Origin of the sequence: Fuchsiella alkaliacetigena (assembly GCF_023227765.1) — a bacterium.
Taxonomy (GTDB): Bacteria; Bacillota; Halanaerobiia; order Halobacteroidales; family Acetohalobiaceae; genus Fuchsiella; species Fuchsiella alkaliacetigena.
In genome coordinates, this window is the sequence record NZ_JALKBZ010000021.1 from 1 (window position 1) to 23,054 (window position 23,054).

At 36.5% G+C, this 23,054-nt stretch carries 24 protein-coding genes; 6 read left to right on the forward strand and 18 right to left on the reverse strand.

What is annotated here, in order from left to right; translation table 11 throughout:
- The first annotated feature begins 85 nt into the window (after window positions 1-85).
- Window positions 86-1,114 carry an ABC transporter substrate-binding protein gene (locus tag MWH30_RS07595; protein WP_248663466.1) on the forward strand — a complete coding sequence of 343 codons (1,029 nt, stop codon included), beginning with the start codon at window positions 86-88 and terminating at the stop codon, window positions 1,112-1,114.
- Between the two features lie 603 nt (window positions 1,115-1,717).
- A complete protein-coding gene (locus tag MWH30_RS07600; protein WP_248663467.1) occupies window positions 1,718-2,272 on the forward strand; it encodes a hypothetical protein in 555 nt (184 codons plus the stop codon).
- 1 nt (window position 2,273) lies between these two features.
- On the opposite strand, the gene MWH30_RS07605 is transcribed toward MWH30_RS07600, so the two are convergent.
- The 8 genes from MWH30_RS07605 to MWH30_RS07640 form a co-directional block, all read right to left on the reverse strand.
- Entirely contained in the window at window positions 2,274-3,236 is a 963-nt protein-coding gene (locus MWH30_RS07605) for a P1 family peptidase (RefSeq protein WP_248663468.1), read from the reverse strand.
- Window positions 3,237-4,556, reverse strand: a complete 1,320-nt coding sequence (locus MWH30_RS07610; RefSeq protein ID WP_248663469.1) for an HD-GYP domain-containing protein — start codon at window positions 4,554-4,556, stop codon at window positions 3,237-3,239.
- Window positions 4,557-4,606: 50 nt separating this feature from the next.
- Window positions 4,607-5,899: an HD-GYP domain-containing protein gene (locus MWH30_RS07615; RefSeq protein ID WP_248663470.1), complete on the reverse strand. Its 1,293-nt coding sequence runs from the start codon at window positions 5,897-5,899 to the stop codon at window positions 4,607-4,609.
- Between the two features lie 114 nt (window positions 5,900-6,013).
- The gene (locus MWH30_RS07620) at window positions 6,014-6,754 is read right to left on the reverse strand and encodes a radical SAM protein (protein WP_248663471.1); all 741 of its coding nucleotides are present in this window, start codon (window positions 6,752-6,754) and stop codon (window positions 6,014-6,016) included.
- Entirely contained in the window at window positions 6,751-7,209 is a 459-nt protein-coding gene (gene queD / locus MWH30_RS07625; RefSeq protein ID WP_248663472.1) for a 6-carboxytetrahydropterin synthase QueD, read from the reverse strand. Before queD ends, MWH30_RS07620 begins: the two co-directional genes overlap by 4 nt.
- Before the next feature lie 32 nt (window positions 7,210-7,241).
- On the reverse strand, window positions 7,242-7,916 hold the full coding sequence (queC, locus tag MWH30_RS07630) for a 7-cyano-7-deazaguanine synthase QueC (protein WP_248663473.1): 675 nt from the start codon (window positions 7,914-7,916) through the stop codon (window positions 7,242-7,244).
- A gap of 2 nt (window positions 7,917-7,918) precedes the next feature.
- Window positions 7,919-8,689, reverse strand: a complete 771-nt coding sequence (locus MWH30_RS07635) for an acyl-CoA dehydratase activase (RefSeq protein ID WP_248663474.1) — start codon at window positions 8,687-8,689, stop codon at window positions 7,919-7,921.
- The gene (locus MWH30_RS07640; RefSeq protein ID WP_248663475.1) at window positions 8,686-9,687 is read right to left on the reverse strand and encodes a 2-hydroxyacyl-CoA dehydratase family protein; all 1,002 of its coding nucleotides are present in this window, start codon (window positions 9,685-9,687) and stop codon (window positions 8,686-8,688) included. Before MWH30_RS07640 ends, MWH30_RS07635 begins: the two co-directional genes overlap by 4 nt.
- 428 nt (window positions 9,688-10,115) lie before the next feature.
- Here MWH30_RS07640 and pdxR point away from each other — a divergent pair, with 428 nt between their 5' ends.
- Window positions 10,116-11,558 (forward strand): MocR-like pyridoxine biosynthesis transcription factor PdxR, encoded by a 1,443-nt coding sequence (gene pdxR, locus MWH30_RS07645; RefSeq protein WP_248663476.1) that lies wholly within the window; start codon window positions 10,116-10,118, stop codon window positions 11,556-11,558.
- Window positions 11,559-11,570: 12 nt separating this feature from the next.
- Here pdxR and ald read toward each other — a convergent pair whose 3' ends face one another.
- Complete coding sequence (gene ald / locus MWH30_RS07650; protein ID WP_248663477.1) at window positions 11,571-12,692, reverse strand: alanine dehydrogenase; 1,122 nt, start codon at window positions 12,690-12,692, stop codon at window positions 11,571-11,573.
- Window positions 12,693-12,937: 245 nt separating this feature from the next.
- Between ald and MWH30_RS07655 the strand changes: the two genes are divergently transcribed.
- Window positions 12,938-13,588 (forward strand): DUF3786 domain-containing protein, encoded by a 651-nt coding sequence (locus tag MWH30_RS07655; protein ID WP_248663478.1) that lies wholly within the window; start codon window positions 12,938-12,940, stop codon window positions 13,586-13,588.
- Between the two features lie 26 nt (window positions 13,589-13,614).
- Here MWH30_RS07655 and MWH30_RS07660 read toward each other — a convergent pair whose 3' ends face one another.
- From MWH30_RS07660 to MWH30_RS07670, 3 genes are read right to left on the reverse strand one after another with little or no spacing between them, the layout of a single operon-like run.
- Window positions 13,615-13,881, reverse strand: coding sequence for a hypothetical protein (locus MWH30_RS07660; protein ID WP_248663479.1), 267 nt, complete (start codon window positions 13,879-13,881; stop codon window positions 13,615-13,617).
- A gap of 56 nt (window positions 13,882-13,937) precedes the next feature.
- Window positions 13,938-14,156 carry a hypothetical protein gene (locus MWH30_RS07665; RefSeq protein WP_248663480.1) on the reverse strand — a complete coding sequence of 73 codons (219 nt, stop codon included), beginning with the start codon at window positions 14,154-14,156 and terminating at the stop codon, window positions 13,938-13,940.
- 4 nt (window positions 14,157-14,160) lie between these two features.
- A complete protein-coding gene (locus tag MWH30_RS07670; RefSeq protein WP_248663481.1) occupies window positions 14,161-14,511 on the reverse strand; it encodes an ArsR/SmtB family transcription factor in 351 nt (116 codons plus the stop codon).
- A 259-nt stretch (window positions 14,512-14,770) separates the two neighbouring features.
- On the opposite strand from MWH30_RS07670, the gene MWH30_RS07675 reads away from it, so the two are divergent.
- Both MWH30_RS07675 and MWH30_RS07680 read left to right on the forward strand, forming a co-directional pair.
- A complete protein-coding gene (locus tag MWH30_RS07675) occupies window positions 14,771-15,658 on the forward strand; it encodes an AAA family ATPase (RefSeq protein ID WP_248663482.1) in 888 nt (295 codons plus the stop codon).
- A gap of 40 nt (window positions 15,659-15,698) precedes the next feature.
- Window positions 15,699-17,150 (forward strand): VWA domain-containing protein, encoded by a 1,452-nt coding sequence (locus tag MWH30_RS07680; protein ID WP_248663483.1) that lies wholly within the window; start codon window positions 15,699-15,701, stop codon window positions 17,148-17,150.
- Window positions 17,151-17,221: 71 nt separating this feature from the next.
- Here MWH30_RS07680 and MWH30_RS07685 read toward each other — a convergent pair whose 3' ends face one another.
- The 6 genes from MWH30_RS07685 to MWH30_RS07710 all read right to left on the reverse strand — a co-directional run bounded on the left by MWH30_RS07685 (window position 17,222) and on the right by MWH30_RS07710 (window position 23,044).
- Complete coding sequence (locus MWH30_RS07685) at window positions 17,222-18,715, reverse strand: AAA family ATPase (protein WP_248663484.1); 1,494 nt, start codon at window positions 18,713-18,715, stop codon at window positions 17,222-17,224.
- Entirely contained in the window at window positions 18,708-19,265 is a 558-nt protein-coding gene (locus MWH30_RS07690; protein ID WP_248663485.1) for a hypothetical protein, read from the reverse strand. The genes MWH30_RS07685 and MWH30_RS07690 overlap by 8 nt, the downstream gene beginning before the upstream one ends.
- A gap of 193 nt (window positions 19,266-19,458) precedes the next feature.
- The gene (locus tag MWH30_RS07695; protein ID WP_248663486.1) at window positions 19,459-19,908 is read right to left on the reverse strand and encodes a phosphatidylglycerophosphatase A family protein; all 450 of its coding nucleotides are present in this window, start codon (window positions 19,906-19,908) and stop codon (window positions 19,459-19,461) included.
- The gene (pgsA, locus tag MWH30_RS07700) at window positions 19,880-20,431 is read right to left on the reverse strand and encodes a CDP-diacylglycerol--glycerol-3-phosphate 3-phosphatidyltransferase (protein WP_248663487.1); all 552 of its coding nucleotides are present in this window, start codon (window positions 20,429-20,431) and stop codon (window positions 19,880-19,882) included. The genes MWH30_RS07695 and pgsA overlap by 29 nt, the downstream gene beginning before the upstream one ends.
- Window positions 20,418-21,755, reverse strand: a complete 1,338-nt coding sequence (rimO, locus tag MWH30_RS07705) for a 30S ribosomal protein S12 methylthiotransferase RimO (RefSeq protein WP_248663488.1) — start codon at window positions 21,753-21,755, stop codon at window positions 20,418-20,420. The genes pgsA and rimO overlap by 14 nt, the downstream gene beginning before the upstream one ends.
- 182 nt (window positions 21,756-21,937) lie before the next feature.
- The gene (locus MWH30_RS07710) at window positions 21,938-23,044 is read right to left on the reverse strand and encodes a DUF362 domain-containing protein (RefSeq protein WP_248663489.1); all 1,107 of its coding nucleotides are present in this window, start codon (window positions 23,042-23,044) and stop codon (window positions 21,938-21,940) included.
- Between the last annotated feature and the right edge of the window lie 10 nt (window positions 23,045-23,054).

The following is a 23,054-nucleotide window of genomic DNA, read 5'->3' on the forward strand; positions in this document are numbered from 1 at the left end:
GCGATTGCATCCTACACAATTGTAATCCTGTGAAATTGTGGTCTATAGTTAGTTTTGTATAGATTTTTATAAGCAGGTCTTAAAAGTGTTTAATAATAATAACTTTATCAAGCTTTCAATTATAATCTTAGCTAGTTTACTATTACTTAGTCTTAGTGCCTGTACACCTCATGAAGAAGAACTAGGAGTAGCCTTTCAACCTCATTACTACCCCGCAGTAAGCGGAATTATCAGTAATAGTTTAGAGATCGAAGAGTTAACTGAGGATTTGGATGTTAGTTACGCTAGTTATCTCTCAGGCTCTGATATGATCAGCAGCTTAGTAGCCCAAGATCAAATGATTGGTTATATGGGTGATATGCCCGGACTAGTAGCTGGAGATGAAGATAATCTAAATGGAGTAATAATTGCTAAAGACGTCTGGTCACCAGGAAAAACAACGGCTATTGTAACTCGTAAAGGAGAATTTGACTCTGTTGAAGAGTTGGATAATAATGATTTAGATCTAAGAGTTAACCACTATAGTTACTCGCACCGTTTCTTCTTGCAGGTAATGGAAGCGGAAAACTTTGAAAATATTACTGCTAACGATCTGTTAGATGGAGATCCTACTACTATGTTAAGCCAATTAGAGAATGGAGATATTGATGCCGCTATTGTCTGGGAGCCTTTCGTTTCAGAAATCATAGAACGAGGTAAAGAAGTTGAAGGCTTTGAAGCCGAAGTCTTAGCTACTGGTGAAGAGTATCCTGAATTTGAAGACTTATCAGTGGTAGTTGCTCATCCTTATCTACTGGAAAATCAACCTGAAGCAGTAGTAGAATGGTTAAAGGTCCATCTGGAAATGCAGGAAATTGTCAATGAAGAACCTGAACGAGCAATCGAACTGCTATCCGAACCTTACACCAACTACTCTGCTTATGTAGCCGAAAGAAGTCTAGACACTTTTGGAGAAACTAAAGCAATGTTAAGCGATAGAGATAAAGAAGTCTTAAGAGACGGAACTGAGTTTTTACAAGAACACGATATCATTTCCACGGACTTCGAAGTAGAAGAGCATATCGACCTTTCCTTCTTAAAACAAGCAAAAGAAGAGCTACAAAAAAATAATTAGCATAAATTTAAAGGGATAGCTCAATTGAGCTATCCCTTTAAATTATTATTCCAAAAACTTAAGCATATTCTCAACTCAAATTAAATAAGCGGAACAAAACTCCCAATTATTTTTTACCAGTTAGGCGAATAGCTTTATGTTTTTATCCATAGCTATCTATTTTTTATAAAAAGCAAGGGATAAATAAGCCAACTCAATAAAATAAAAGTAATTGTACCTAAAATATCTACACTTAATTTTCTACGATTTCTAACTAAATAAAAAATATAAAATATTAAATTAAAAATAATGCCTGATATATAGAACCAAATAAGCCTATCCAAATTTAACACCTCTCCTGTCCAAAATTTATTAAAAAAAGCCCTAAATTCTCAAAAAGCCACCTTGCAGAATTTAAGACAAGCTTATTATTTTATATTAAACTAAAATATAATTTAGAACTTTAAGTACCTATCTTTTCTCTTATTTAAATATATTCTACATTGAAATTTAAATTCCCTTTAAATTTCAAACAATACTTAAACTGAAACAACTAAAGTAAAAAAATTACTGCATTAAAAAAATTGAAATCAGATATCTTAAGCTTAACAAGGAGTGAAATTAATGAAGTTTAATCCTCAAGAACACTTAACGAAAATCAAAGGAAAAAGTTATTTAGAAGTTAAATGGCGTTTAGTCTGGTTTAGAAAAGAACATCCTGATTACGGAATAAATACCGAATTCCTACTTTTGGATATTGACCAAGGAATTGCTATCTGTCAAGCAACCATTAAAAATGAAAATAGCAGACCTCTAGCTCAGGGTACTAAAACTGAATATAAAGCTAGCTTTTTTGATTATATTGAAAAAGCTGAAACCGGAGCCATTGGTAGGGCCCTAGCCACTTTAGGTTACGGAACTCAGTTTGCACCCGAATTGGAGGAAGGAAAGAGAATAGTAGACAGTCTAGTAAACCCAAAAAAGAAAACTAAAGAAAAACAGAAGCAACAGATTATCAATCAAATCAACAGTACTATAGCCGAAAAAGAAATAACTAATAAAGAAGCTCAAGAGGTTCTGAAAGAGAACTTTGCTAAACAAAGTCTAAAGGAATGTTCCTTAACAGAACTAAAAAAATACTTGCAAGTTCTTGAAAAAGAACTTATTAAAACTAGCTAAATCAATAGTTAAGCTCTCCTACTGCTGGCAGTTCCCCAGCTCCTTGAGCAGAGTTTAGAGCATCTAAAACTGCTGTAGCCACAACTTCTGCAGCCAAAGTACCAATTAAATCCACCTCAGTCTCTATTTTACCTGTAGCTAAGGTAAATATAGTATCTCCATCCAAACTACTATGAACAGGTCTAATCCTTTGGGCTAAACCATTTTGGGCCATCTGGGCCACTTTATTAGCCTGATTTTTGCTTAAACTAGCATTAGTAGTCACTACCCCCAAAGTAGTATTACTTAATTGAAGGTTTTCTTTAGCCTTGCCCTCCAAAAATTTATTCTTTAATAGCTCCACCGAACTACAAAACTCGCTTTCTCCTCTAACTCCAGCAATAATTTGATCAGTTTGAGGATCAAAGACCTCTCCTAAAGCATTAACCACTACTAAAGCAGCAACTACTAACTCCCCTACTTGTTGACTAGCCATTCCCAAACCGCTTTTTATTGCACTTTCCATGCCGGCTAGCTTAGCTACCGTAGCTCCCATTCCCACACCTACATTACCTCGAAGTTTATTTTCAGCTTTAGCATTCTCACAGGCCTGATAGCCCATCTTCCTTTGTGGTCGAACTCTATAATCGCCAATCTCTAAATCAAAGATCACTGCCGCCGGTACAATAGGCACCGAAGTTACTCCTACATCATAGCCAATTCCCTGTTCTTCCAAGTAGTCCATAACTCCTTGAGCAGCCCCTAAACCAAAAGCGCTACCTCCCGTTAGCAAAACCGCTTGTACTTCAGCTACCGACTTCAAAGGAGCTAAGAGTTCTATCTCCCGAGTTCCTGGCGCCGCTCCTCTAACTTCTACTCCTGCTACTGCTCCTGCTTCGGCTAAAATGACTGTACAGCCTGTTAAAGCTTCCCTGTCTTGAGCGTGGCCCAGCTTAATCCCTTGCACCTCAGTAATAGTATCCATCTACTTAGCCTCCGCTTTCCTTTGGGAATTATCAGCCAAACTATCCTGCAAAAAGCTCTTATATTCAGAAGTCTCCTGTTCTTGAGCATACTTTCGCAAACAGTATATTGCTTCATAGTTATCATTCAAAGTTAACACTATATCTTCATCTAAAGCACCATCCTGAACCATGTTTTCCAAAATATTTAAAACCTTTTTCTTCTCCATCCCTCGACGATAAGGCCGATCTTCGGTAATAGCCGAAAAGACATCGGCCACAGCCATTATTCGAGATCCTAAAGGCAGTTCCTCCTGCTGATAATGAAAAGGATACCCCTCCCCATCAAGTCGTTCATGATGTAGTGAAGCCCAAATATTTATCTCATCTAAGCCTTTGACTCTTTTTAAGGTATGATAAGTATAGTAGGTATGTTTTTTAATTATATTAAATTCAGCTTCCGTTAGCTTATCCGGTTTTTCCAAAATTTCCGTCGGTACCGCTAATTTACCTAAGTCGTGTAAATAACCAGCTACTTTAAGCTTCCGTGCTTTATGCTCTGACATGCCGATAAAATTCGCCAATGCTTCAGCACTAGCAGCTACTCCACTAGAATGCGCAGCTGTAAAACGGCTCCGAAAGTCTATAATTTGACTAAAAAGCTTACCTAAATTATAAAGACCATCTAAACCTAAACAAATCTTATCTCTACTAAACTCATTAGTTATTAACTGAATCCTAGCCGGAGAAGTAATATCAAACCAAAAAGATTCTTTTTGAGCTAAACCAGTAAAGGCTTCTACAATCTCTGGAACAAACTTATTCCCTGCTTCTTCAACTATTTTAGCACATATTCTATCAACCTGACCTAAAATTCCAGCTTCACTTTTAATCAATACATCAATTCGATCTGCTAAATGTAAAATATGACTCTCCCAAGGAATCTGTTCACCTCTAAACTCAGACCCGGCCCCTTTTTCCCAATCCACGTGGTGATAAAGAACTAGCGGTGCAATCTCTACAAAAGGTTCAAACTCATCTATCAACTGATAACCTAATATAGCGTGTTTACTTAAACCTAAGCTATCAGAAACATCCAACTCAAAGTTCAAAGTATCCAAACGCTCCTGCAAAGAAAGAGCTCCTACATCGTGTAAAGCACTAGCCAATATTAAATGCTCCCTTTTTCTTTTAGGAATTTTTAACTCTTCGGCCAGCTTACCAGCAATATAGGCTACTCGCTGATGATGTCCATTAACTGTAGAACTAATTAAATCCATAGCATCGGATAAACACATAACCATATCCATTAACGATACATCTAAATCCTGTTTTTGTTTCATTGAATCACCCCTTAAAATCATAACTTTAACTCACATAAACATTCAACTTTTCAACTGGATAAACCACCTGTTGAAAAGTTCTTATATTCCTGAGCCTCATGTTCCTGAGCCCATTTACGCAGGCAGTCTATCTCTTGATAATTATTTTTTAACACTAAAACTATTTCCTCATCTAAAGCCTCATCTCGAGCCATATCCTCTAAAATATTCAGAGCCTGCTGAGAATCCATCCCCTCCCGATAAGGACGATCTTCAGTAATAGCAGTAAATACATCAGCAACTGCTATTATTCGGGATTCTAAAGGCAGTTTTTCAGCTGAATATTGAAAGGGATATCCCTTTCCATCGAGACGCTCATGATGAAATGAAGCCCACTTACTAATTTCATCTAAACCCTCAATACTAGCCAAAGAATGATAGGTGTAATAAGCATGCTCTTGAATTAGACTATACTCATTGTCAGTTAGTTTATCCGGTTTTTCCAAAATTTCCGTCGGTACCGATAATTTACCTAAATCATGTAAGTAACCAGCTACCTTCACTCGACGAACTTGCTGAAAAGATAAACCAATGAAATCAGCTAATCCTTCAGCACTAGCAGCTACCCCACTGGAATGAGTAGCAGTAAAGTGACTCCGAAAGTCTATAATTTGACTAAAAAATTTCCCCAAATTATAAAGTCCATCTAAATCCAAAGAGATCTTAGTTCTACCAAACTCATCAGCTATAAGTTGATTATTAGCAGCCGAAATAGCATTAAGCCAAAAAAAATCTTTGCTAGCTAAATCACTAAAGGCTTCCACAGTTTCAGGAAGAAACTTACTTCCTGCTTCCTTAACTACTGTATCACGTATCCTATCTACCTGCTTTAAAACCCCAACCTCTTTTTCAATCAATACATCAATCCGATCTGCTAAATGTAAAATATGGCTTTGCTGAGGAATCTGCTCCCCTCTAAACTCAGCCCCAGCTCCTTCTTCCCAATCTACATGATGATAAAGAACTATCGAAGCAATTTCCTTAAAAGGAGAAAAGTTATCTAGCAATCGATAGCCTAACACAGAATGCTTACTTAATCCTAACTCATTAGCAATATCCAACTCAAAGTCCAAAGTATCCAAACGCTCCTCCAAAGAAAGAGCACCTACATCATGTAAAGCACTAGCCATCATTAACTGCTTCTTTTGCTGCCCAGATAGCTTTAGCTTATCAGCCAACTTAGCAGCAATATAAGCCACTCGCTTATGATGTCCACTAACTTTGGAACTAACTAAATCCATGGCATCGGCTAAACACATAATCATATCTATTAAAGAAATATCGAAACTCTCCTGAACTTGCAAATTTTATCACTCCTCAAAAAAAGGATAAACTAACATGTCAATAATATCAAAAGGTCTAGTTAAATATTTCTAGACTAAAGTAAATAAGTCCTGCTTTTAAAGCTTAAAGTACTTCTAAACACCTCTAGATTCCGGCTCCCAAATCAGCTTATGAATCTGCAAGCTCAACCTCAATTTCAATCCTACTTCAAAAAAAGCAGGAGCTTCTTTTTTTAAAAACTCAACTAATCTATCAGCTTCAAACTCTCCAAAAACAGGAGAAAAGTTAATTACCACCTCTCTAGTAGCTAAAATTTGCTGATACTCTTTCAAAATTGATAAGGAATAATTTAAATCCTCTTGATTAGCCACCACAAATTTAAGTTCATCTCCCTTATTTAAAGCTACAAAATTTTCTTCCAAAATATTATGCTCCTCCATCCCTGAACTAGGAAGTTTAACATCTAAAGTATAATCTAATTTAAGCTCCTTTGAATCAGTAACAGCAGCTAACTCCTGTGGACTATAAACAGGCCAACTACCATTGCTTTCTATCCTGACTCCAAAACCACCAGCAGCTAAATAAAGGGGTAAATAACGCTTAGGACGATTAAGTTCTAAAGGCTCTCCTCCGGTGCATATTATTTGATTGCAGTTTAATTGCTTTAACCTAGCCAGTACTTCCGCTGCTGTCATAAGTTGATTTTGAAAATCTGCTTGATAAGCGTAAGTAGTATCACAATAATTACATCTTAAATTACAACCTGCTACTCTTACAAAGCTTACTACCTCCCCAGCGGAAATTCCTTCTCCCGAAATACTCTTAAAGATTTCTACTATTTCCAGTTCTGAAGTTTCAAATTCCTCTAATTTCATATATTTTCTCTCCTAACTTCAGCATAACTACTTGGCGTCTCCCAAACCTTAACCTTTTGCAAAATAATATTTCTATTAGCAAATTCACTCTTTAATAAGTCAAAAAAATAAACTGCCATCATTTCAGCAGTAGGTCTAAAGTTAACCTTTACTATCTTCCTTCCTCCTTGCTCTAAGGTCTCTGCTAAGCTATGCTCCAATTCATCTGGAGACTCAGTCCAATACATAAAAGCATGATCCAAAGGTTCTATTATGCAATTATTTACTATCTGCTTTAATTCTTTAAAATCAATTACCATTCCCTCAGTTGAACTACATTGGGCCCGATTCTCAACCTCCTTAGTCACCTGAACCTCTAACTTATAAGTATGACCATGTAAGTTCTTACAAAGCCCTTCGTGTTCTGCTAACATATGGGCCATATCCCAACTAAACTCCTTACTTACAGATACCACTCTTTTCACTCCTCTAATTGATCAACAGTAATTTACTCTCTATACTCTATAGGATCTACATAACCTGCTTCCTCAAAAGCCTTAAGTCGCAACAGACAACTATCACAGCTACCACAAGCCAATTCCTCTCCCTGATAACAGGACCAGGTAAGTCCATAATTAACTCCTAATTCCATCCCCAATTCGATTTCTTCAGCCTTAGTCAAATCAATAAAAGGGGTATGTACCTTAATTGGTCTATCCTCAACTGCTCCACAGACCGTCCCCTTATTAATTGCCTCCTCCATAGCTTCAATAAACTCTTGGCGACAGTCCACATAACCAGAAAAATCAACCTCACTAACACCAATAAATATATCTTGAGCTCCTACTACTTCCGCATAAGAAGCCGCATAAGCTAAAAAGATCATATTTCTAGCCGGAACATAGGTTACCGGAATCTCCTCCGTAGACTCTCCACCTTGCGGCACCTCTAACTGCTCATCAGTAAGCGCAGAACCACCCCAAGCCTGCATATTAGTCTCCACTACTATATGTTCTGCAATATCTAACTCTTCTACTATTTTTCGAGCAGCCTCCAACTCCTTATTATGACACTGTCCATAATCAAAAGACAAAGCATGAACCTCAAAGCCCTTGGATTTAGCTAAGTATAAAGCTGTAGTAGAATCCAAACCACCCGAAAATAGGACTACCGCTTTTTTCATCATCAACACCCCTTTTCTTTTTTAAGTAATCCATAATAACAACAACCAATAGCTCCATTAAACTGAGGCTCAGCTAAAGAGATCACCTGATCGTAATCCCTTTTAAGATACTCCTTAATAGCCTGATTATAGGCTACTCCCCCGGAGATAACTAACTTTCTACCTCTAAATTTAGTCAAAAGCGGTTGTAATCGTTTATACATTGAATAATTAACACCCGCACAAAGCCGATCCATCTCCACTCCTTCAGCAATCTGCCCAATTAACTCCGATTCAGAAAAGACTGCACAGGTAGAGTTAAGCTCTACTGGATCTTGATAATGCTGGGACATTTCCTCTAAAGAAACTTCCAATAGATTAGCCATATTTTCAAGGTATCTACCGCAAGAAGCAGCACACTTCTCATTTAAATCCAAATCAGTTATCATTCCCTTTTCAACTCTAACCGCCTTTACATCTTGCCCCCCTACATCCAACAAGATAAAGTTTTCAAGGCCTGTCTGATATCTAGCTCCATAAACGTGAGCCTTCACCTCATTAATAGGCTCAAATTCCTTCAGATCAGTATTATTTCTCCCGTAACCTGTCGATATTTTTAAATTTGTTTCTCCAATTCCCAGTTTATCAATATCAACAACTACTTTACCTACAAAGTTAGAATAATCCTTATAAAAGCTCATCGTACTTACTTTAAACTTCTCTATAGTTTCTTGGGCAGTCATAATCACTACCTTAACTTCTCTACTTCCTAAATCAATACCTAATACCCTCAATCCTCTACCTCCTTCAAATCACCTAACATATCTAAAAAGGCCTCTAAGCGCAGCTTAGTTCTTGAATCCAATGAGTTTAGCTTATCACCGCGAATATTTAAAATAGGAATATCCAAACTTTCTTTAATCACTATATCTTCAATCTCTCGATAACAGAAGGACTGAGTGTAATGAATAATCCCATCTAAGTCTCTCCTTTGAATCTCTTGGTTAATCTCTGCTAGCCTAAACTCCATTCCGTAAGGATAGGTATAGTCATAGTACTGTTGATAAATATTTTCAGCTTCAATCCCCCTCGGAAAAGCAAACTCCCGTTGAACCTCATTATATACAAAACGAGCTTCAAAATTGTTTACATAATTATATAGATCAGTAGTCATCGGCGGAACTCCTATATAGCCCAATCTTAGCTTCTTCTCTATAGGCTCTCTCATTTTTATCTCGTTTATTTTCTCTTTCAACAGCTTTTTAAAGCTATTTGGATCACCATTAAAATCACTACAGATAACTTGATATAGATGGTTTTCAAAACCAGTTACCTTATTTTCCTTAAAGGTAAGCTCATCTATCTCTTTAACCAGCTTTCTAATCGGCTTTAATTTTTTTCTAAACGCTTCTACTTCAGTTAAACTAACTCCAAAATCGCTCATAAACTTATCTATAGCTACTTTTAAATCTGATCTTGAATGGCTATGAGGATAAATAAAAGGGTATACTTTAATCCCTTTAAGATTAAGAACCTCAATTAAAGCTTTGGTATTAGAGCAGTCTCCTTCAACTACACTAACTACCTCGTCAATCCCCTGCTCAAGACAGGCTCCATAAATTCCTTTAACCCAGGCACAAGAGCTTTTAGGAAAGCCATCCCTTTCGGCCAAGTCAATATAACTATCGTAATTATCATTAGCAATAAACAGATTATTAAGATCTAGTGGCTGATAACCAGCTGCTAACAAAACCTCTATCGGTACTGTAGTAGTGATTCCTATTTTATCCATGAATTAAACTTACCTCCATTAACTAATAAAAGAAGGACACCTCTGCCCTCCTTTAAAAGATAAACTGACCACCTTAACGGTGGCTAACCTTAGTTTTATTTTTAGACAGGAGGATCGCGAACTGTCCTATTTGATTTTAGTATTTTTAACTTCCCTGTTGGCTATTCTTAATTATTTGCAAGTGGGATTTTATCTTAATAGCTCTTTAATTTTTAAATCACTTACCTGATTTAAATTAATCATTAGTACTTTATTTTCCCCTCTTAAATAATTCAAATCTAAAAGCATTATATCAATTAACTGCAAAAAATGAAACTTTTTTAGTATATTAGTATTAATTAAGTGCTTGATAATCAGCAGCTAATACCTTATAATGTATGCATACAATTATGCATTTACAGGAAGCTATCCCGAAAGGAGAGTTTAAAATGATAGATTTACTTAGTTTAGATAAAAACAGCTCCACTCATCTCTATATCCAGTTAGCCCAACAGCTAAAAAAACTAATTAAAGAAGAAAAAATAGCTCCTCACACTAAATTACCTCCGATTAGAAAACTAGCCCAAAAGCTAGATATTAATAACGTTACCGTAGTAAAAGCCTATGACCTATTAGCAGCAGAAAATACTGTCTACAAAAAGGTAGGCAGTGGCACCTTCGTAGCTCCTAAATTAGAAGTAGATAACGAAAGTCCTCATTTAGACGAAGAGGTTTATATTGACGAAGATAGTAAGTTCGACCAACAAATAATTAACTTTGCTACCGCTGCTCCCAGTCCAGAACTATTTCCAGTACAAACCTTTAAAAAGCTACTAAATAAGGTCTTAGACAGAGATAAAGGCTATGCCTTTGGCTATCAAAAAAGTCAGGGTTATCTCCCTTTAAGAGAGTCTATTAGCAATTATTTGCAAAACTATGAAATCCAAAGCACCGCTCAAAATATTCAAATAGTCTCGGGGGCCCAGCAAGGGATCGATATCTTAGCTAAAACCTTTTTAGACTATGGAGATAGCGTACTAGTAGAAGAGCCAAGCTACCCCGGAGCTCTTTCAGTTTTTAAAGCCAAGGGAGCACAGTTAATTGAAGTTCCTATCGAAAAAGACGGAATTAAGATAGCTGAATTGGAAAAAAAGTTAAACAAAAGCAAACCTAAATTTCTTTATTTAATGCCTAATTTTCAAAATCCCACTGGTTATAGCTATAGTAAAAAAAAGATGGAAAAAATACTGGACTTAGCCGCTGAGTATAATCTCTTAATCATTGAAGACGACTGCTTAAATGATCTCAATTATAGCTCAAAGCCTACTTTGCCTCTCAAGGCTCTAGATAATAGTTCTTCAGTAATCTATCTTAAAAGCTTTTCGAAAGTATTTATGCCTGGACTGCGTTTAGCCTTTTTAATCATTCCACCTGAATATCTAGAAGATATCTTACTTTCTAAGTATATTTCAGATATCTTCACTGATGGTCTAGTTCAGCGAGTATTAGACCTTTACTTTCGCCAAGAAATCTGGACGGAACAGCTGGACTATCTCCAACAGACTTATCAACATAGATATGAAGTAATGGTCAAATCTCTAAAAAATCATCTACCTAAGGAGGTCTCCTTCATAACTCCTCAAGGTGGGCTAAATATTTGGTTGAAGCTTCCAGATACTTTAACAATGGAGCAGTTATATAATCGGGCCCTAGGCGCTGGAGTTAAAATCGCCACCGGTGATCTTTTTTATTCTCAACAGCCTTGTCAAAACAGAATCAGACTCAGCTTTGCTGCTGTAGAAGCTCAGCAAATTAAAAACGGTATAGAAAAATTAGCTAAGATTATCAAGGATCTGCTAACAAAGAATAATGATATTTTACCGCCGCTTTAAAAAAGCAAAAATCTAATTATCTTCCAATAACTCTCGCGGAGCACAGTAATCTAAATCTAAGGCTTCAGCTACCCCAGGATAAGTTATTTGACCAGCATAAACATTCAACCCTTTAAGTAAGGCTGGATCAGCTAATAAAGCCTCTTGATAGCCTTGATTGGCTAGTTTAACTGCATAAGGAAGGGTAGCGTTTGTTAAAGCGTAAGTAGCAGTTCTAGCTACGGCTCCCGGCATATTAGCTACTGAATAATGAATCACTCCGTGCTTGGTAAACACAGGCTCAGCATGAGTAGTAGGATAGGTAGTTTCCACACAACCACCTTGATCAATAGCTACATCGACAATCACAGTTCCTCTTTTCATCTCCTTCACCATCTCTTCAGTAATTAAGTTAGGAGCTTTGGCTCCCGGTAGGAGTACGGCACCAATTACTAAGTCAGCTGCAGCTACCTCTTCCTGAATATTGTACTTATTAGACATTCTTGTCTTCACATTACCGCCAAAAATATCGTCTAAATATCTCATCTGCTGAGCATCTATATCTAAAATTGTCACTTCTGCTCCTAAGCCTTTAGCCATCTTAGCTGCATTGATACCCACTATTCCTCCCCCAATTATTGTTACTTTAGCCGGTTTAGTTCCTGGAACTCCCCCTAAGAGAACTCCTCTTCCTCCAGCAGGCTTTTCTAAATATAAAGCTCCCTTTTGAATTGCTAATCTCCCAGCCACCTCACTCATAGGAGTCAACAAAGGCAGCGAGCCATCTGCTAATTCCACTGTTTCATAAGCAATAGCAGTAATTTTCTTTTCCCTCAACACCTTAGTTAATTCCTCTTCCGCAGCTAAATGAAGATAAGTATAAAGAATCTGCTCTTCCTTTAATAAGTCATACTCTGCTGCTAAAGGCTCCTTGACCTTCATAATCATTTCTGCCTCAGCAAAAAGCTGACGGTTATCAGCTATAATTTCAGCACCAGCCCCTTTGAAATGCGAATCAGGAATTTCACTACCTACTCCTGCTGACTCCTCAATCATTACTCTATGTCCTTGATTAGTTAAAGCCTCCACTCCAGCTGGGGTAATTGCTACTCGATTTTCATTATCTTTTATTTCCTTAGGTACTCCAATAATCATTTTTTATCAACTCCTTTAACCTTAATTAGCTAAATTTCACTTTGGATTAAAACAAAAAGAACAGAGATAATCCTCTGCTGTTAATCCTTATAAGTTTCAAATCTTTAATTTCTATAAACTTAACTATTATCCTTTATTTTTAAGCAAAATACAAAATATTTTAAACTAGACCAGCAATATAATTGATTCTCATATCTATAGCTGATATAATTAATCAAAATAGTTTAGCAAAGGAGCTGAATTAAATGTCCTTATCATCTGAAAAGTCTTTATCATTTGGCACTGAAGCCTTAGGCTATAAACCTGCTTTGGATAAAGCTCAAAAACGGCTAACCCGAACCTCAATAGAAGATATTACTAATAGAACTGGAGTAAAGTTTGATGAAAATGAAGAGCATTTTATTGTCACCGGACTAAATCAAGATTACTATGTTAAGTATCCTAGTGGAGAAATTAGCAACTCTAATCCTGAACTAAACACTACTGTAGGAATGGCTATAGTTATTCTACATTTTCTCCTTCGTGGTGATAACTGGCCATTACGTGCAGATTTAGTCTCCTATCGAGAACTACCCGGAGGAAATGTTTATAATGATGCTTTTCAAAGAGAAGCAGTAGAGCCTATTATTGATAACTTCAGTGAAGAGCTTGATAAGTTAGAAAAAGCTGCTCAGAAATTAGGAGCTCAGTTTATTGATAAAGGCGATTTAGGCTTTAGTATTGAAATCTTACCTACTATCCCTTTAACCTATACTGTTTGGGCCGGCGATGATGAAGTTCCCGGCGGGGCTAATGTACTATTCGACTCTTCTATAGTTACTAAGTTACATACAGAAGACATAGCCTTTCTAGGAGAGTACTTGACTCATCTATTAATTAAATTCAGTAAAAAGTAGGTAGAAATTTCTACCTACTTTCCAACTCAGCTTTCTTCCTCCATCTTCTTCCAAAGCATTCGCCCCCAAAAATAACCAGCAACTCCAAAGATAACTAAAGAAATCCCGAGACGAACTAAAAAGTCTAAACTCAAAAAACCCATCAGATCAAGTCCATCTCTCAGCCCTTGGTTGATAATAGACCAAGCCACTGCTACTAGCACTCCCCAACGCAGTACTCCATGGGTCCAAACAAACTTCTTTTTACCCATTTCCCTAATTTCTTCCCATCTCTGATTACCCTTTTCACCCATAATAAACCTCTCCTTATCAGTTCCAGTTTGACTTGTATTTTTTTAAATTAAGCTACTTACTCAGTATCCATATCCAGCTGTCCCATCATACTCATTAGCTGTGAAATATCAAGCTCACTATCTGCCATCACCTTTTGAAAAGCAGGTATCATAATTCTAATCATTTCCTGGCTATTATTTTGAAACATTTCACTAATAGCTGGCATAATTTCTTTAATAAACTCCATTTTTTCTGCCTCAGATAAAGAAGCAAACTTTTCCTTCAATTCTTGCATCCTTTCACCTCCTTTCAGTGCAAAATGGTAAGTCAAAATCTATCTTAATATCTTCAGATTCAAAGTACTCTAAATGCTTAAGCATTACCAACAACTCATCAACTAATTTAGAATCAACTAGAGAATAATAAACAAAGGTACCTTCACGCTGACTCTGAATTATATTTGCCTCGCGTAAAACTCGCAAATGAAATGAAACTAAAGGCTGAGAAAGTTCAGTACTATCAATAATCTCAGATACTGACTTAGCTTCTTGGTTAATAGCTAATAAAATCCTTAATCTATTGCCCTCGGCAACTTTTTTAAAAAATTCAGCAAATAACTCTATTAACTCATCATTAAGATTTAAATCCATTTATCTAAGCACTCCATTATATTAGTTGCTACTTATATAGCAGTTACTTTAAAGTGTATCTTATTCATTATCTACTGTCAAGCGAAACTGTAAATCATCAATATCTAAACGCTTGACAAAAAATTCTTCTTAAAATATAATAAAGAACATAAGTAGCTATTTATATCATTCCCTTAAGAAGTGTGAGAATAATCATAGCTTAATTGTACTTTAAGTAATATAATGGTTATAAGAAGACTAACAAAGAGGAGGAATTAAATTGAAGCTTAGTAAAGAAGAACTCAAAAAAGCCTTTCAAGAAGAACAGTATATTTGTGGTGAAGAAATCATCATTCCTAGCTATTTAGCCTTAGAACTAGAAAAACCACTTTTAATAACTGGTGAACCAGGAGTTGGTAAAACGGAAATTGCTAAAGTTTTAAGTAAAGTTTTCGATACAGAGTTAATTAGACTACAGTGCTATGAGGGTTTGGATGAAAATAAAGCTCTTTACGAATGGAACTACCAAAAGCAGTTAATCAATATTCAGATCAATAAAGATAATAAAGCTCAAGATAATTTAGAACAGGATATCTTTTCAGAAGAATACCTTTTAGAAAGACCTTTACTCAAAGCAATTAAAGCTGATAAAAGACCGGTATTGTTAATAGACGAAATAGATAAAACCGATGAAGAGTTTGAAGCTTTTCTATTTGAAATGTTATCGGACTTTCAGGTATCAATTCCTGAGTTAGGTACCGTTAAAGCTAAACAACGACCTATAGTGGTGCTAACTAGCAATGCTAACCGGGAACTATCCGATGGCTTAAAGCGACGCTGTATCTTCTTATATATTGATTTACCTTCTATAGACAAAGAAGTAGAAATCATTCGGACTAAGGTGCCTGGTATCGGTAAGGAACTATCTCATCAAATAGCTGCAGCTATCAGTTATTTAAGACATAATTTGGACTTTAAGAAAAAGCCTTCGATCTCTGAAACCTTAGATTGGGCCCAAGCTCTAATGAGCTTAGATGCCGATAGACTAAGTCCAGAATTAATTCGCAAAACTCAGTCCTTGATTTTTAAAACTAAAAACGACTTAGATGTCTTTAAAGAATTAGGAGCTGGTCAGCTAAGCAAAGAAATAAAAACTAAAAGTAGCTAACTGCTAAGACTTGCTCAGTTTCAGAAAGGAGGGATAGCCTATGAAATCCTCAGAAAAAGTAGCTAATCAGGTTCAAAAGTTCACCGATAAAGCAGATGAGAATTATATAGAAAGAAACTTGATTAAGTTTATTCAAATTCTTAGAAACTTAGGAATTAGAATCAGTTTAGCTGAATCTATTGAAGCTTTAGAGGCCCTACAGCTAATAGAAATCGTAAATAAAGGCGAATTTAAAACCACCTTACGTTCAATGTTAGTAAAAAATAATTACGAAAAGAAGATCTTCGATAAGGCCTTTGATATCTTCTTTGTTCCGCAACAGGAAAAAGAAGCTCAGCAAAACAGCATGCAACAACAGGCTGAACAGCAACAAGAAGCCCAAGCTGAAGCTGAAAAGAAGATCAGCGAAGAGCTAAAGTTTAAGCGAGAAAGTGTTAGAGATGATTTGGAGGATGAAGAAGTAGAGTTAGAGCTAACAGAAGAACAAAAAAAGGTCTATACTAAACTAGACCCAGAAATTCAACAAAAAATTCAAGACTATATAGAACAAAGCTTCCCAGGTCATCTTCGTCACTCACCCAATACTAAGTCAGCTTTAGAAAATATGATTGGGGGTAAGCTCAACTACTGGCAACGCCAACTGGAAAAAGAGAATGGAGTAGAGCAGGAAGAAAAAAGTATAGACTCCCAATTAACCGGTGACTTAGAAATGGATCGAGTAATAGAACAGGTAGTTTCTAGCTTGCAGCAAGAAAAGGAAGAGTTAATCAACAAAGACTTAAATACTATTCCCGAAGAGGAACTACCCCAGGTTACTATGTTAGTTAAGGAGTTATCACATCGCTTAGCTACTAAAATCTCCCGTCGCTTTCAAAGAAATAAAAAAACCGGACAGATAGACCTGCGCAAAACTATTAGAAGCAATATTAAATACGGGGGAACGATGTTCGATCTCAAATACCAAGAAAAAAAGGTTCAAAAACCGAAGTTTTTACTAATCTGTGATGTTTCCGATTCTATGGCTCGCTACGCTACCTTCGTACTTCAATTTGTTTACGGAATTTCAAGCGTAATTCGAGACATAGAAAGCTTTATTTTTTCCGAAGATTTGGAGCGAGTTACCGAACACTTTACCCAAACAGACTCCTTTGGAGATACTATAGTAAACATAATTAATAGTAGTCAAGAATGGGGGCAGACTACAGACTTAAGAACTTCATTAGAAACATTTGAGGAGGAGTATTTAGACCTTTTAACTCCTCAAACTATACTGATTATTATGAGTGATACCAAAACCATTCGCCTTTACGATGCAGCCGATAAATTAGCTGAAATCAAAAAACAGGCTAAAGAAGTCATCTGGCTCAATACTCTACCTAAGTCTGAATGGAAAAACTTAAAATCAGTGGAAACATTTAAAGAGGTAAGTAGAATGGTAGAATGTTATACTATTAAGCATCTACAGAACTTTTTAAATGAAGATCTTTTTTGATAATCAAAAGAAGCAATCAGTTATCGATAACTGATTGCTTCTTTTTAATTAAGCTTGCCTAACAGCAAACTTTAAACTATTTTTGAAGTCTCAATCCCAAATCTACTTCTGAACTCTTGTCCTTCCATGCTCTCTTCCTGTAATAAATCAACTACTATCCGAGACATAATCTCTTCATTTTGAGTAATAATCTTTTTCACCTTTTCCTCTTGAAGACCTATAATCTCTACAATCTGTTGATGGATCTTATCTGAAGATAGTTCAGCCTTACTTACTACCCCTAAGTTTGACATTCCAGAAAAAATTATTTTCTTAGCTAAATCAGTAGCCTTCTGAAAATCATTAGTAGCTCCCGTACTTCGATTACCTAAGATATTCTCTTCAGCAATTGCTCCAGCGATACAGACTGCAATCTGACCCTGTAAATAGTCTACAGTCTGTAAATAATGATCGTCCTCAGGATTATGACGAACATAACCTAAAGCCTCACCCCGAGAAGTAATAGTAATATTAGAAACAGAGCCTGGTTTTACCTTTTCAGCTAAAAGAGCATGGCCTGTTTCGTGATAGGCTATCCGCTCTAGCTCCTCTTCACTAGGACGACGATTTAGTTTCTCCCCCATCATCACCTTATCTATTGCTTCTTTAAAGTGCTTCTGCTTTACTACCTCTGACTGCTGACGCATAGCTATAATAGCTGCTTCATTAGCCAAGCTTTCCAAGTGAGCTCCCGAAAATCTAAAGGTTTCTTTGGCTATCTGCTCTAAATCCACTCCCGGCGCTAAAGGTTTATTCTTAGTATGAATCTCCAAAATCTTCTGCCGACCTGCTTTATCAGGTAGATTTACCTTAACTATTCTATCAAAACGACCTGGTCTTAAGAGAGCTTCATCTAAAATATCAATGCGGTTAGTAGCCCCCACTACTAATACATTCACCTGGTCGTCAATAGACATTCCGTCCAGTTCCACTAATAGCTGGTTTAAAGTCTGGTCATACTCCAGATGACTGGAGTGCTGACCACGCTTACCACCCAGAATATCTATTTCATCAATAAAGATAATCCCACTGGACTTATTCATTTTTTTAGCTCCACTCTTAACTTTTTTAAATAACTCTCTAATTCGCTTAGCTCCCACTCCAGCATACATTTCAATAAATTCACTACCTGAAGCAGAGATAAAGGCTGAATCAGTATACCGAGCGGCTGCCTTAGCTAATAAAGTCTTTCCCGTTCCTGGGGGCCCACTGAGCATAATCCCTTTTAAAGGTCTAATTCCTAAGCGCTTAATCTTATCTACCTTTCTGACAAAATCCAAAGCTTCAATTAATTCATTTTTAGCCGTATCTTGTCCCCCTATATCAGCAAACTCCACCTCTGGCATTTGATTACTAACACTATAAGTAGTAAATCTACCGCTACTACCTAAGCTCTGTTTACTTAAGAGGCGAAAGAGAAAGTAACCTAAAATACCAAAAAAGAAGATAGGAGCTACATTAAAGCCTTGAAAACCCAAAAAAATTAACAAAGCCAAGCCCAAACCTAAACTAAACTCTTTAACCATTAGCTCCACCTCCTGGTAAGGATGACCAATCAACTTTAATTTCTCTTTCTATTACCTTATATAAGTGTTCCTGCTCTGTACTCAATTCCAAATAAATATTGTCGTGATCCACACTGATCCGAGCCGAACTTAACTCCGCCTCTTCCTTTAAAAGCTCCAGTTGAGTAGCTAACTTGCTAAACTCTCCTGTAATAATAGTTTCGTAAATAACTAAATGTATTTTATCATAAGCTTCCTTTAAAATCGGATCTGTTGATTCATTTAAAGTAATTGCATAGTCTTCAGGGCCCAGCTTCTCAACTAAAATATCATTTACTTTTCTATAGACTGGCCTTAAATCATCAACTCCCTTTAAAGTAAGAACTATCTCTCGAGGTTGAGCCTCATTTTTAATTACTACCTTTTCTATTTCTTCTACTGAGCTCAACACTTCCTCTAGAGAATTATTTAAACGATAATGATTAAAATAGTAGTTGCCAGCGAAAAATATCCCTAAACATAGAATTAAGGCAACAGCTACTAACTTAAGTCTAATTCCTTTAAAAGTCATCTATTTTCATCCTTTCTAACTTACAAAGTCTTACTCACTTAAAGCCGCTCTCAAATCAATAGCACTTGCTATTATAACACAGCCCCAAGCAGGTAACAACTGTTAGCTTGATGTAAATAATGGAAGTGATTATCCATTAAAAAAAGACCTAGTAACTAGGCCTTTGATCAACGTTAATTATTCAGTTAAAATTTTAGATAAAATAAATCACTAATCTAAGTAATAAGTTAGCCATAATCCCAGCTAAAACATCATCAATCATAATCCCTACTCCGCCTGGTAAATCCTGCAACTGTTTAATAGGTGGCGGCTTTAAAATATCAAATATCCTAAAAAGGATAAAAGCCGGAATTAACATTGTAGAACCTAGACCGAATAAAGAAATAAAATAGCCGGCCCACTCATCAATTACTATTTTAGGACTATCGTGCTCACCATAGATCTTTTCAGCCCACTGAGAAATTATCGTACCTACTCCAGTTAAAATCAATACTAATAGAAAACCAACAGTAAAGTACTGTAACCAAAAATAAGCCACTATTAAAGCAGCTAAGCTTCCTATAGTACCAGGACAAACTGGACTTAAACCACTATAAAAGCCGGTAGCTAAAAGCTTAATTACTGCCTTCGCTTGTTTGCTCACCTATAATCACCGCCCTAGCCTTCCAAAGATAATCTAAGCCTGAAACTACTGTTAATAATACAGCTAACCATAATAAAACTAAACTATAGGGTAAAGCAATTATTACCGCAATAATAGCTATAATCTGTAAAGTAGTCTTATACTTACCTAGTTTACTAGCAGCTATTACAATTCCTTCGGCAGCAGCTACTACTCTTAAACCGGTAATAGCAAACTCTCTCCCAATTATAATAATAGCCGGCCAGGTAGTAATATAACCCATATCCACCAAAGCAATTAAAGCCGCTGAAATTAACAGTTTATCTGCTAAAGGATCAATAAACTTACCTAGTTTAGTAATCAAGCCTCTTTTTCTAGCAATATAACCATCCAAACCATCAGTCAGAGCAGCCAAAGTAAAGACTGCTACCGCAAAGTAACGAGTATAATTTGAATATTCACCTTCAGGTTTAAATAAAAGTAAAAATAAAAAAATAGGTACTAATATAATTCTAAGCAAAGTTATTTTATTAGGTAAATTCATACTCCACCTCTCCTATTAAATCATATTCATAAGCGTCCACAATCTTAGCTTTAATAAAGTCCCCTACTTGAGCTGCTAAGTCATTGATGTAAATTAAACCATCTATTTCCGGAGCATCACGTTCAGTTCTACCAATCACTAAGCTCTGTCCTTCCTCTTGCTGTACCTCTTCTACCAATACATTTACTTCCTTACCAATCCACTGTTGATTCCTAGCTAAGGAAATCTCTTGCTGTAACTCCATTACTCGCTGATAACGTTCCTCTTTTACTTCTGCTGCTACTTGATTAGGCATTTTAGCAGCTGCAGTTCCTTCCTCACGAGAATACTTAAAGACCCCTAATCTATCAAACTGAGCCTCTTTAATAAAGTCCAATAAATTTTGAAACTCCTGTTCCCCTTCCCCAGGAAAACCGACAATCAAAGAAGTTCTAATAGTCATTTCCGGAATTTCAGTTCTCAATCTTTCAATTAAGTCTAATATCTGCTGACTACTTCCTTGTCGATCCATGCGGGCCCTAATCCGGTCATCAGCATGCTGAATAGGTAGATCAATATAGTTACAGATTCTTTCTTTACTTGCCATCAGCTCTATTAACTCCTCACTAAAATGAGCTGGATAAGCATAGAGCAGTCTAAACCACTTAATCCCCTCAATTTCAGTTAATCTTTCCAATAACTCTATTAATCTAGGCTCTCCGTAAAGATCAAGCCCATATCTAGTAATATCCTGAGCTACTAAATTAATCTCTTTGATTCCTTGAGCAGCTAAGCTTTCTACTTCTTTTAAGATTTCTGCTAAGCCACGACTATGCAATCGTCCTCTTAAGTCCGGAATTATACAGTAACTACAACGATTATTACAGCCTTCAGCTATCTTCACATAAGCACTATAACCAGCCTCTAATCTCTTTCGAGGTAGTATTCGATTATATTCAAACTCTGGAGCAGTCACTTCAAAAGTGCTCTCGCCAGCCAAACCTCGCTCAATCACCTCTACTATTTCATCAAAATTACCAGTCCCTAAGATACCATCTATCTCTGGTATCTCTGCTTGTAGCTCCGCGGGATATCTTTGAGCTAAGCAGCCAGTCACAATCAAAACCCGACAATGTTCTTCTTTATAATTAGCCAATTGAAGAATAGTATCGATAGACTCCTCCTTGGCATCCTCGATAAAACCACAGGTATTTACAATCAAAACTTCCGCTTGGCTATAATTATCAGTTACTTTCAGTTCAGTCTGAGCTAATAAACCAGCCATAATCTCGCTATCCACCTGATTCTTAGGACAGCCTAAACTGACTAAGCCGACTTTTGCCATTAGCTATTCTCTCTCCTTTCTCAACTAAAGCTATATCAATTAATATTATTGCTTAAATTACTGTATTTTAAAATTCAAATTTAATACTCTTAACTATTTCCATATTTCAACTAAAATTCCTGCTTAAAAACAAAAAACAGCAACTAAAGTTGCTGTTTTTTAAATATCCCCTATTTAAAAAGTTAATCTATCTTAATCAGCTCATATTCTCTGCTACCTAAACCTATCTGCTCTCCATAAGCCAACTGCGCTGTCCAATCTACTTCCGGATGGACTCCGCGAAACTTATCAGCACCAGCTTGATAGTTATCCTTAAGAACACTATTTTTTCGTCCCGGCTGCTTATTTATCAGGTCTACAGAGGCTTGATCTATAGCTATAGGATCTTGTGAGGCTAAAATTCCAACATCGTCAACTATCGGTCTATCACTCCAACCACAACAGTCACAAAGCGGACTAACATCCATTATGAAGTTAATATAGCCCACCTTATCCTCCTTGCCCTTAATAGCACCTAAAGCATATTCAGCCATTCTTTCTTGAATCTCTACCGGAGCATTTTCCCACTGTACAGTAATCGCTTCCGTAGGACAGCTAACTATACATTCTCCACAGCCCACACACTTCTCAGCATCAATACGACTTACCTCTTCAATCACAAAAGCATCAGCAGCACACCATTCACTACATTCTCCACAGGCTATACACTCCTCAGCTACCACTTCTGGATTAACTGTAGCGTGCATCTGCTGTTTACCACTTCTACTCCCTAGACCCATACCGATATTCTTTATTGCTCCTCCAAAGCCGGTTAATTCGTGCCCTTTAAAGTGAGCCATGCTAATCATGCCCTGGGCCCTATAAATATCACTAGCTATCTTCACTTTCTCAAAATGCTTTAAGCCAACTTCAACCTCAAAATAGTTCTTTCCATTTAATCCATCCGCAATAATTAACGGCGCTTCTACAGTAGCATAACTAAAGCCATTAGCTATAGCTGTATTTAGATGGTCTACAGAGTTAGCTCTAGCCCCTGAATAAAGAGTATTAGCATCGGTTAAAAAAGGTTTTCCTTGCGCCTTTTTAATCTCCTGCACTAAACGACGTACAAATACCGGTCTAATAAAACCAGTATTCCCCTCTTCTCCAAAATGGAGCTTAATTCCTACTAGATCATCTTCAGCAATTAACTGCTCAAAAGAAGCCTTTTTAAAAAGCTTAGTTAGTTTATTAATTAAGTTATTCTCCTTAGCTTCAGCCTTCATATCTGCAAAATATACTTCACTCATTAGCATTTTG

What these genes read in the sequence shown, in the direction of transcription:
- MWH30_RS07710 (WP_248663489.1), bottom strand. Translation starts at nt 23,044, where the DNA reads ATGAGTGAAGTATATTTTGCAGATATGAAGGCTGAAGCTAAGGAGAAT.
- MWH30_RS07655 (WP_248663478.1), top strand. Translation starts at nt 12,938, where the DNA reads ATGTCCTTATCATCTGAAAAGTCTTTATCATTTGGCACTGAAGCCTTA.
- MWH30_RS07640 (WP_248663475.1), bottom strand. Translation starts at nt 9,687, where the DNA reads ATGGATAAAATAGGAATCACTACTACAGTACCGATAGAGGTTTTGTTA.
- MWH30_RS07685 (WP_248663484.1), bottom strand. Translation starts at nt 18,715, where the DNA reads ATGGTTAAAGAGTTTAGTTTAGGTTTGGGCTTGGCTTTGTTAATTTTT.
- ald (WP_248663477.1), bottom strand. Translation starts at nt 12,692, where the DNA reads ATGATTATTGGAGTACCTAAGGAAATAAAAGATAATGAAAATCGAGTA.
- MWH30_RS07620 (WP_248663471.1), bottom strand. Translation starts at nt 6,754, where the DNA reads ATGAAATTAGAGGAATTTGAAACTTCAGAACTGGAAATAGTAGAAATC.
- MWH30_RS07660 (WP_248663479.1), bottom strand. Translation starts at nt 13,881, where the DNA reads ATGGGTGAAAAGGGTAATCAGAGATGGGAAGAAATTAGGGAAATGGGT.
- MWH30_RS07690 (WP_248663485.1), bottom strand. Translation starts at nt 19,265, where the DNA reads ATGACTTTTAAAGGAATTAGACTTAAGTTAGTAGCTGTTGCCTTAATT.
- MWH30_RS07600 (WP_248663467.1), top strand. Translation starts at nt 1,718, where the DNA reads ATGAAGTTTAATCCTCAAGAACACTTAACGAAAATCAAAGGAAAAAGT.
- MWH30_RS07680 (WP_248663483.1), top strand. Translation starts at nt 15,699, where the DNA reads ATGAAATCCTCAGAAAAAGTAGCTAATCAGGTTCAAAAGTTCACCGAT.
- pgsA (WP_248663487.1), bottom strand. Translation starts at nt 20,431, where the DNA reads ATGAATTTACCTAATAAAATAACTTTGCTTAGAATTATATTAGTACCT.
- MWH30_RS07665 (WP_248663480.1), bottom strand. Translation starts at nt 14,156, where the DNA reads ATGCAAGAATTGAAGGAAAAGTTTGCTTCTTTATCTGAGGCAGAAAAA.
- MWH30_RS07610 (WP_248663469.1), bottom strand. Translation starts at nt 4,556, where the DNA reads ATGAAACAAAAACAGGATTTAGATGTATCGTTAATGGATATGGTTATG.
- queC (WP_248663473.1), bottom strand. Translation starts at nt 7,916, where the DNA reads ATGAAAAAAGCGGTAGTCCTATTTTCGGGTGGTTTGGATTCTACTACA.
- pdxR (WP_248663476.1), top strand. Translation starts at nt 10,116, where the DNA reads ATGATAGATTTACTTAGTTTAGATAAAAACAGCTCCACTCATCTCTAT.
- rimO (WP_248663488.1), bottom strand. Translation starts at nt 21,755, where the DNA reads ATGGCAAAAGTCGGCTTAGTCAGTTTAGGCTGTCCTAAGAATCAGGTG.
- MWH30_RS07605 (WP_248663468.1), bottom strand. Translation starts at nt 3,236, where the DNA reads ATGGATACTATTACTGAGGTGCAAGGGATTAAGCTGGGCCACGCTCAA.
- MWH30_RS07670 (WP_248663481.1), bottom strand. Translation starts at nt 14,511, where the DNA reads ATGGATTTAAATCTTAATGATGAGTTAATAGAGTTATTTGCTGAATTT.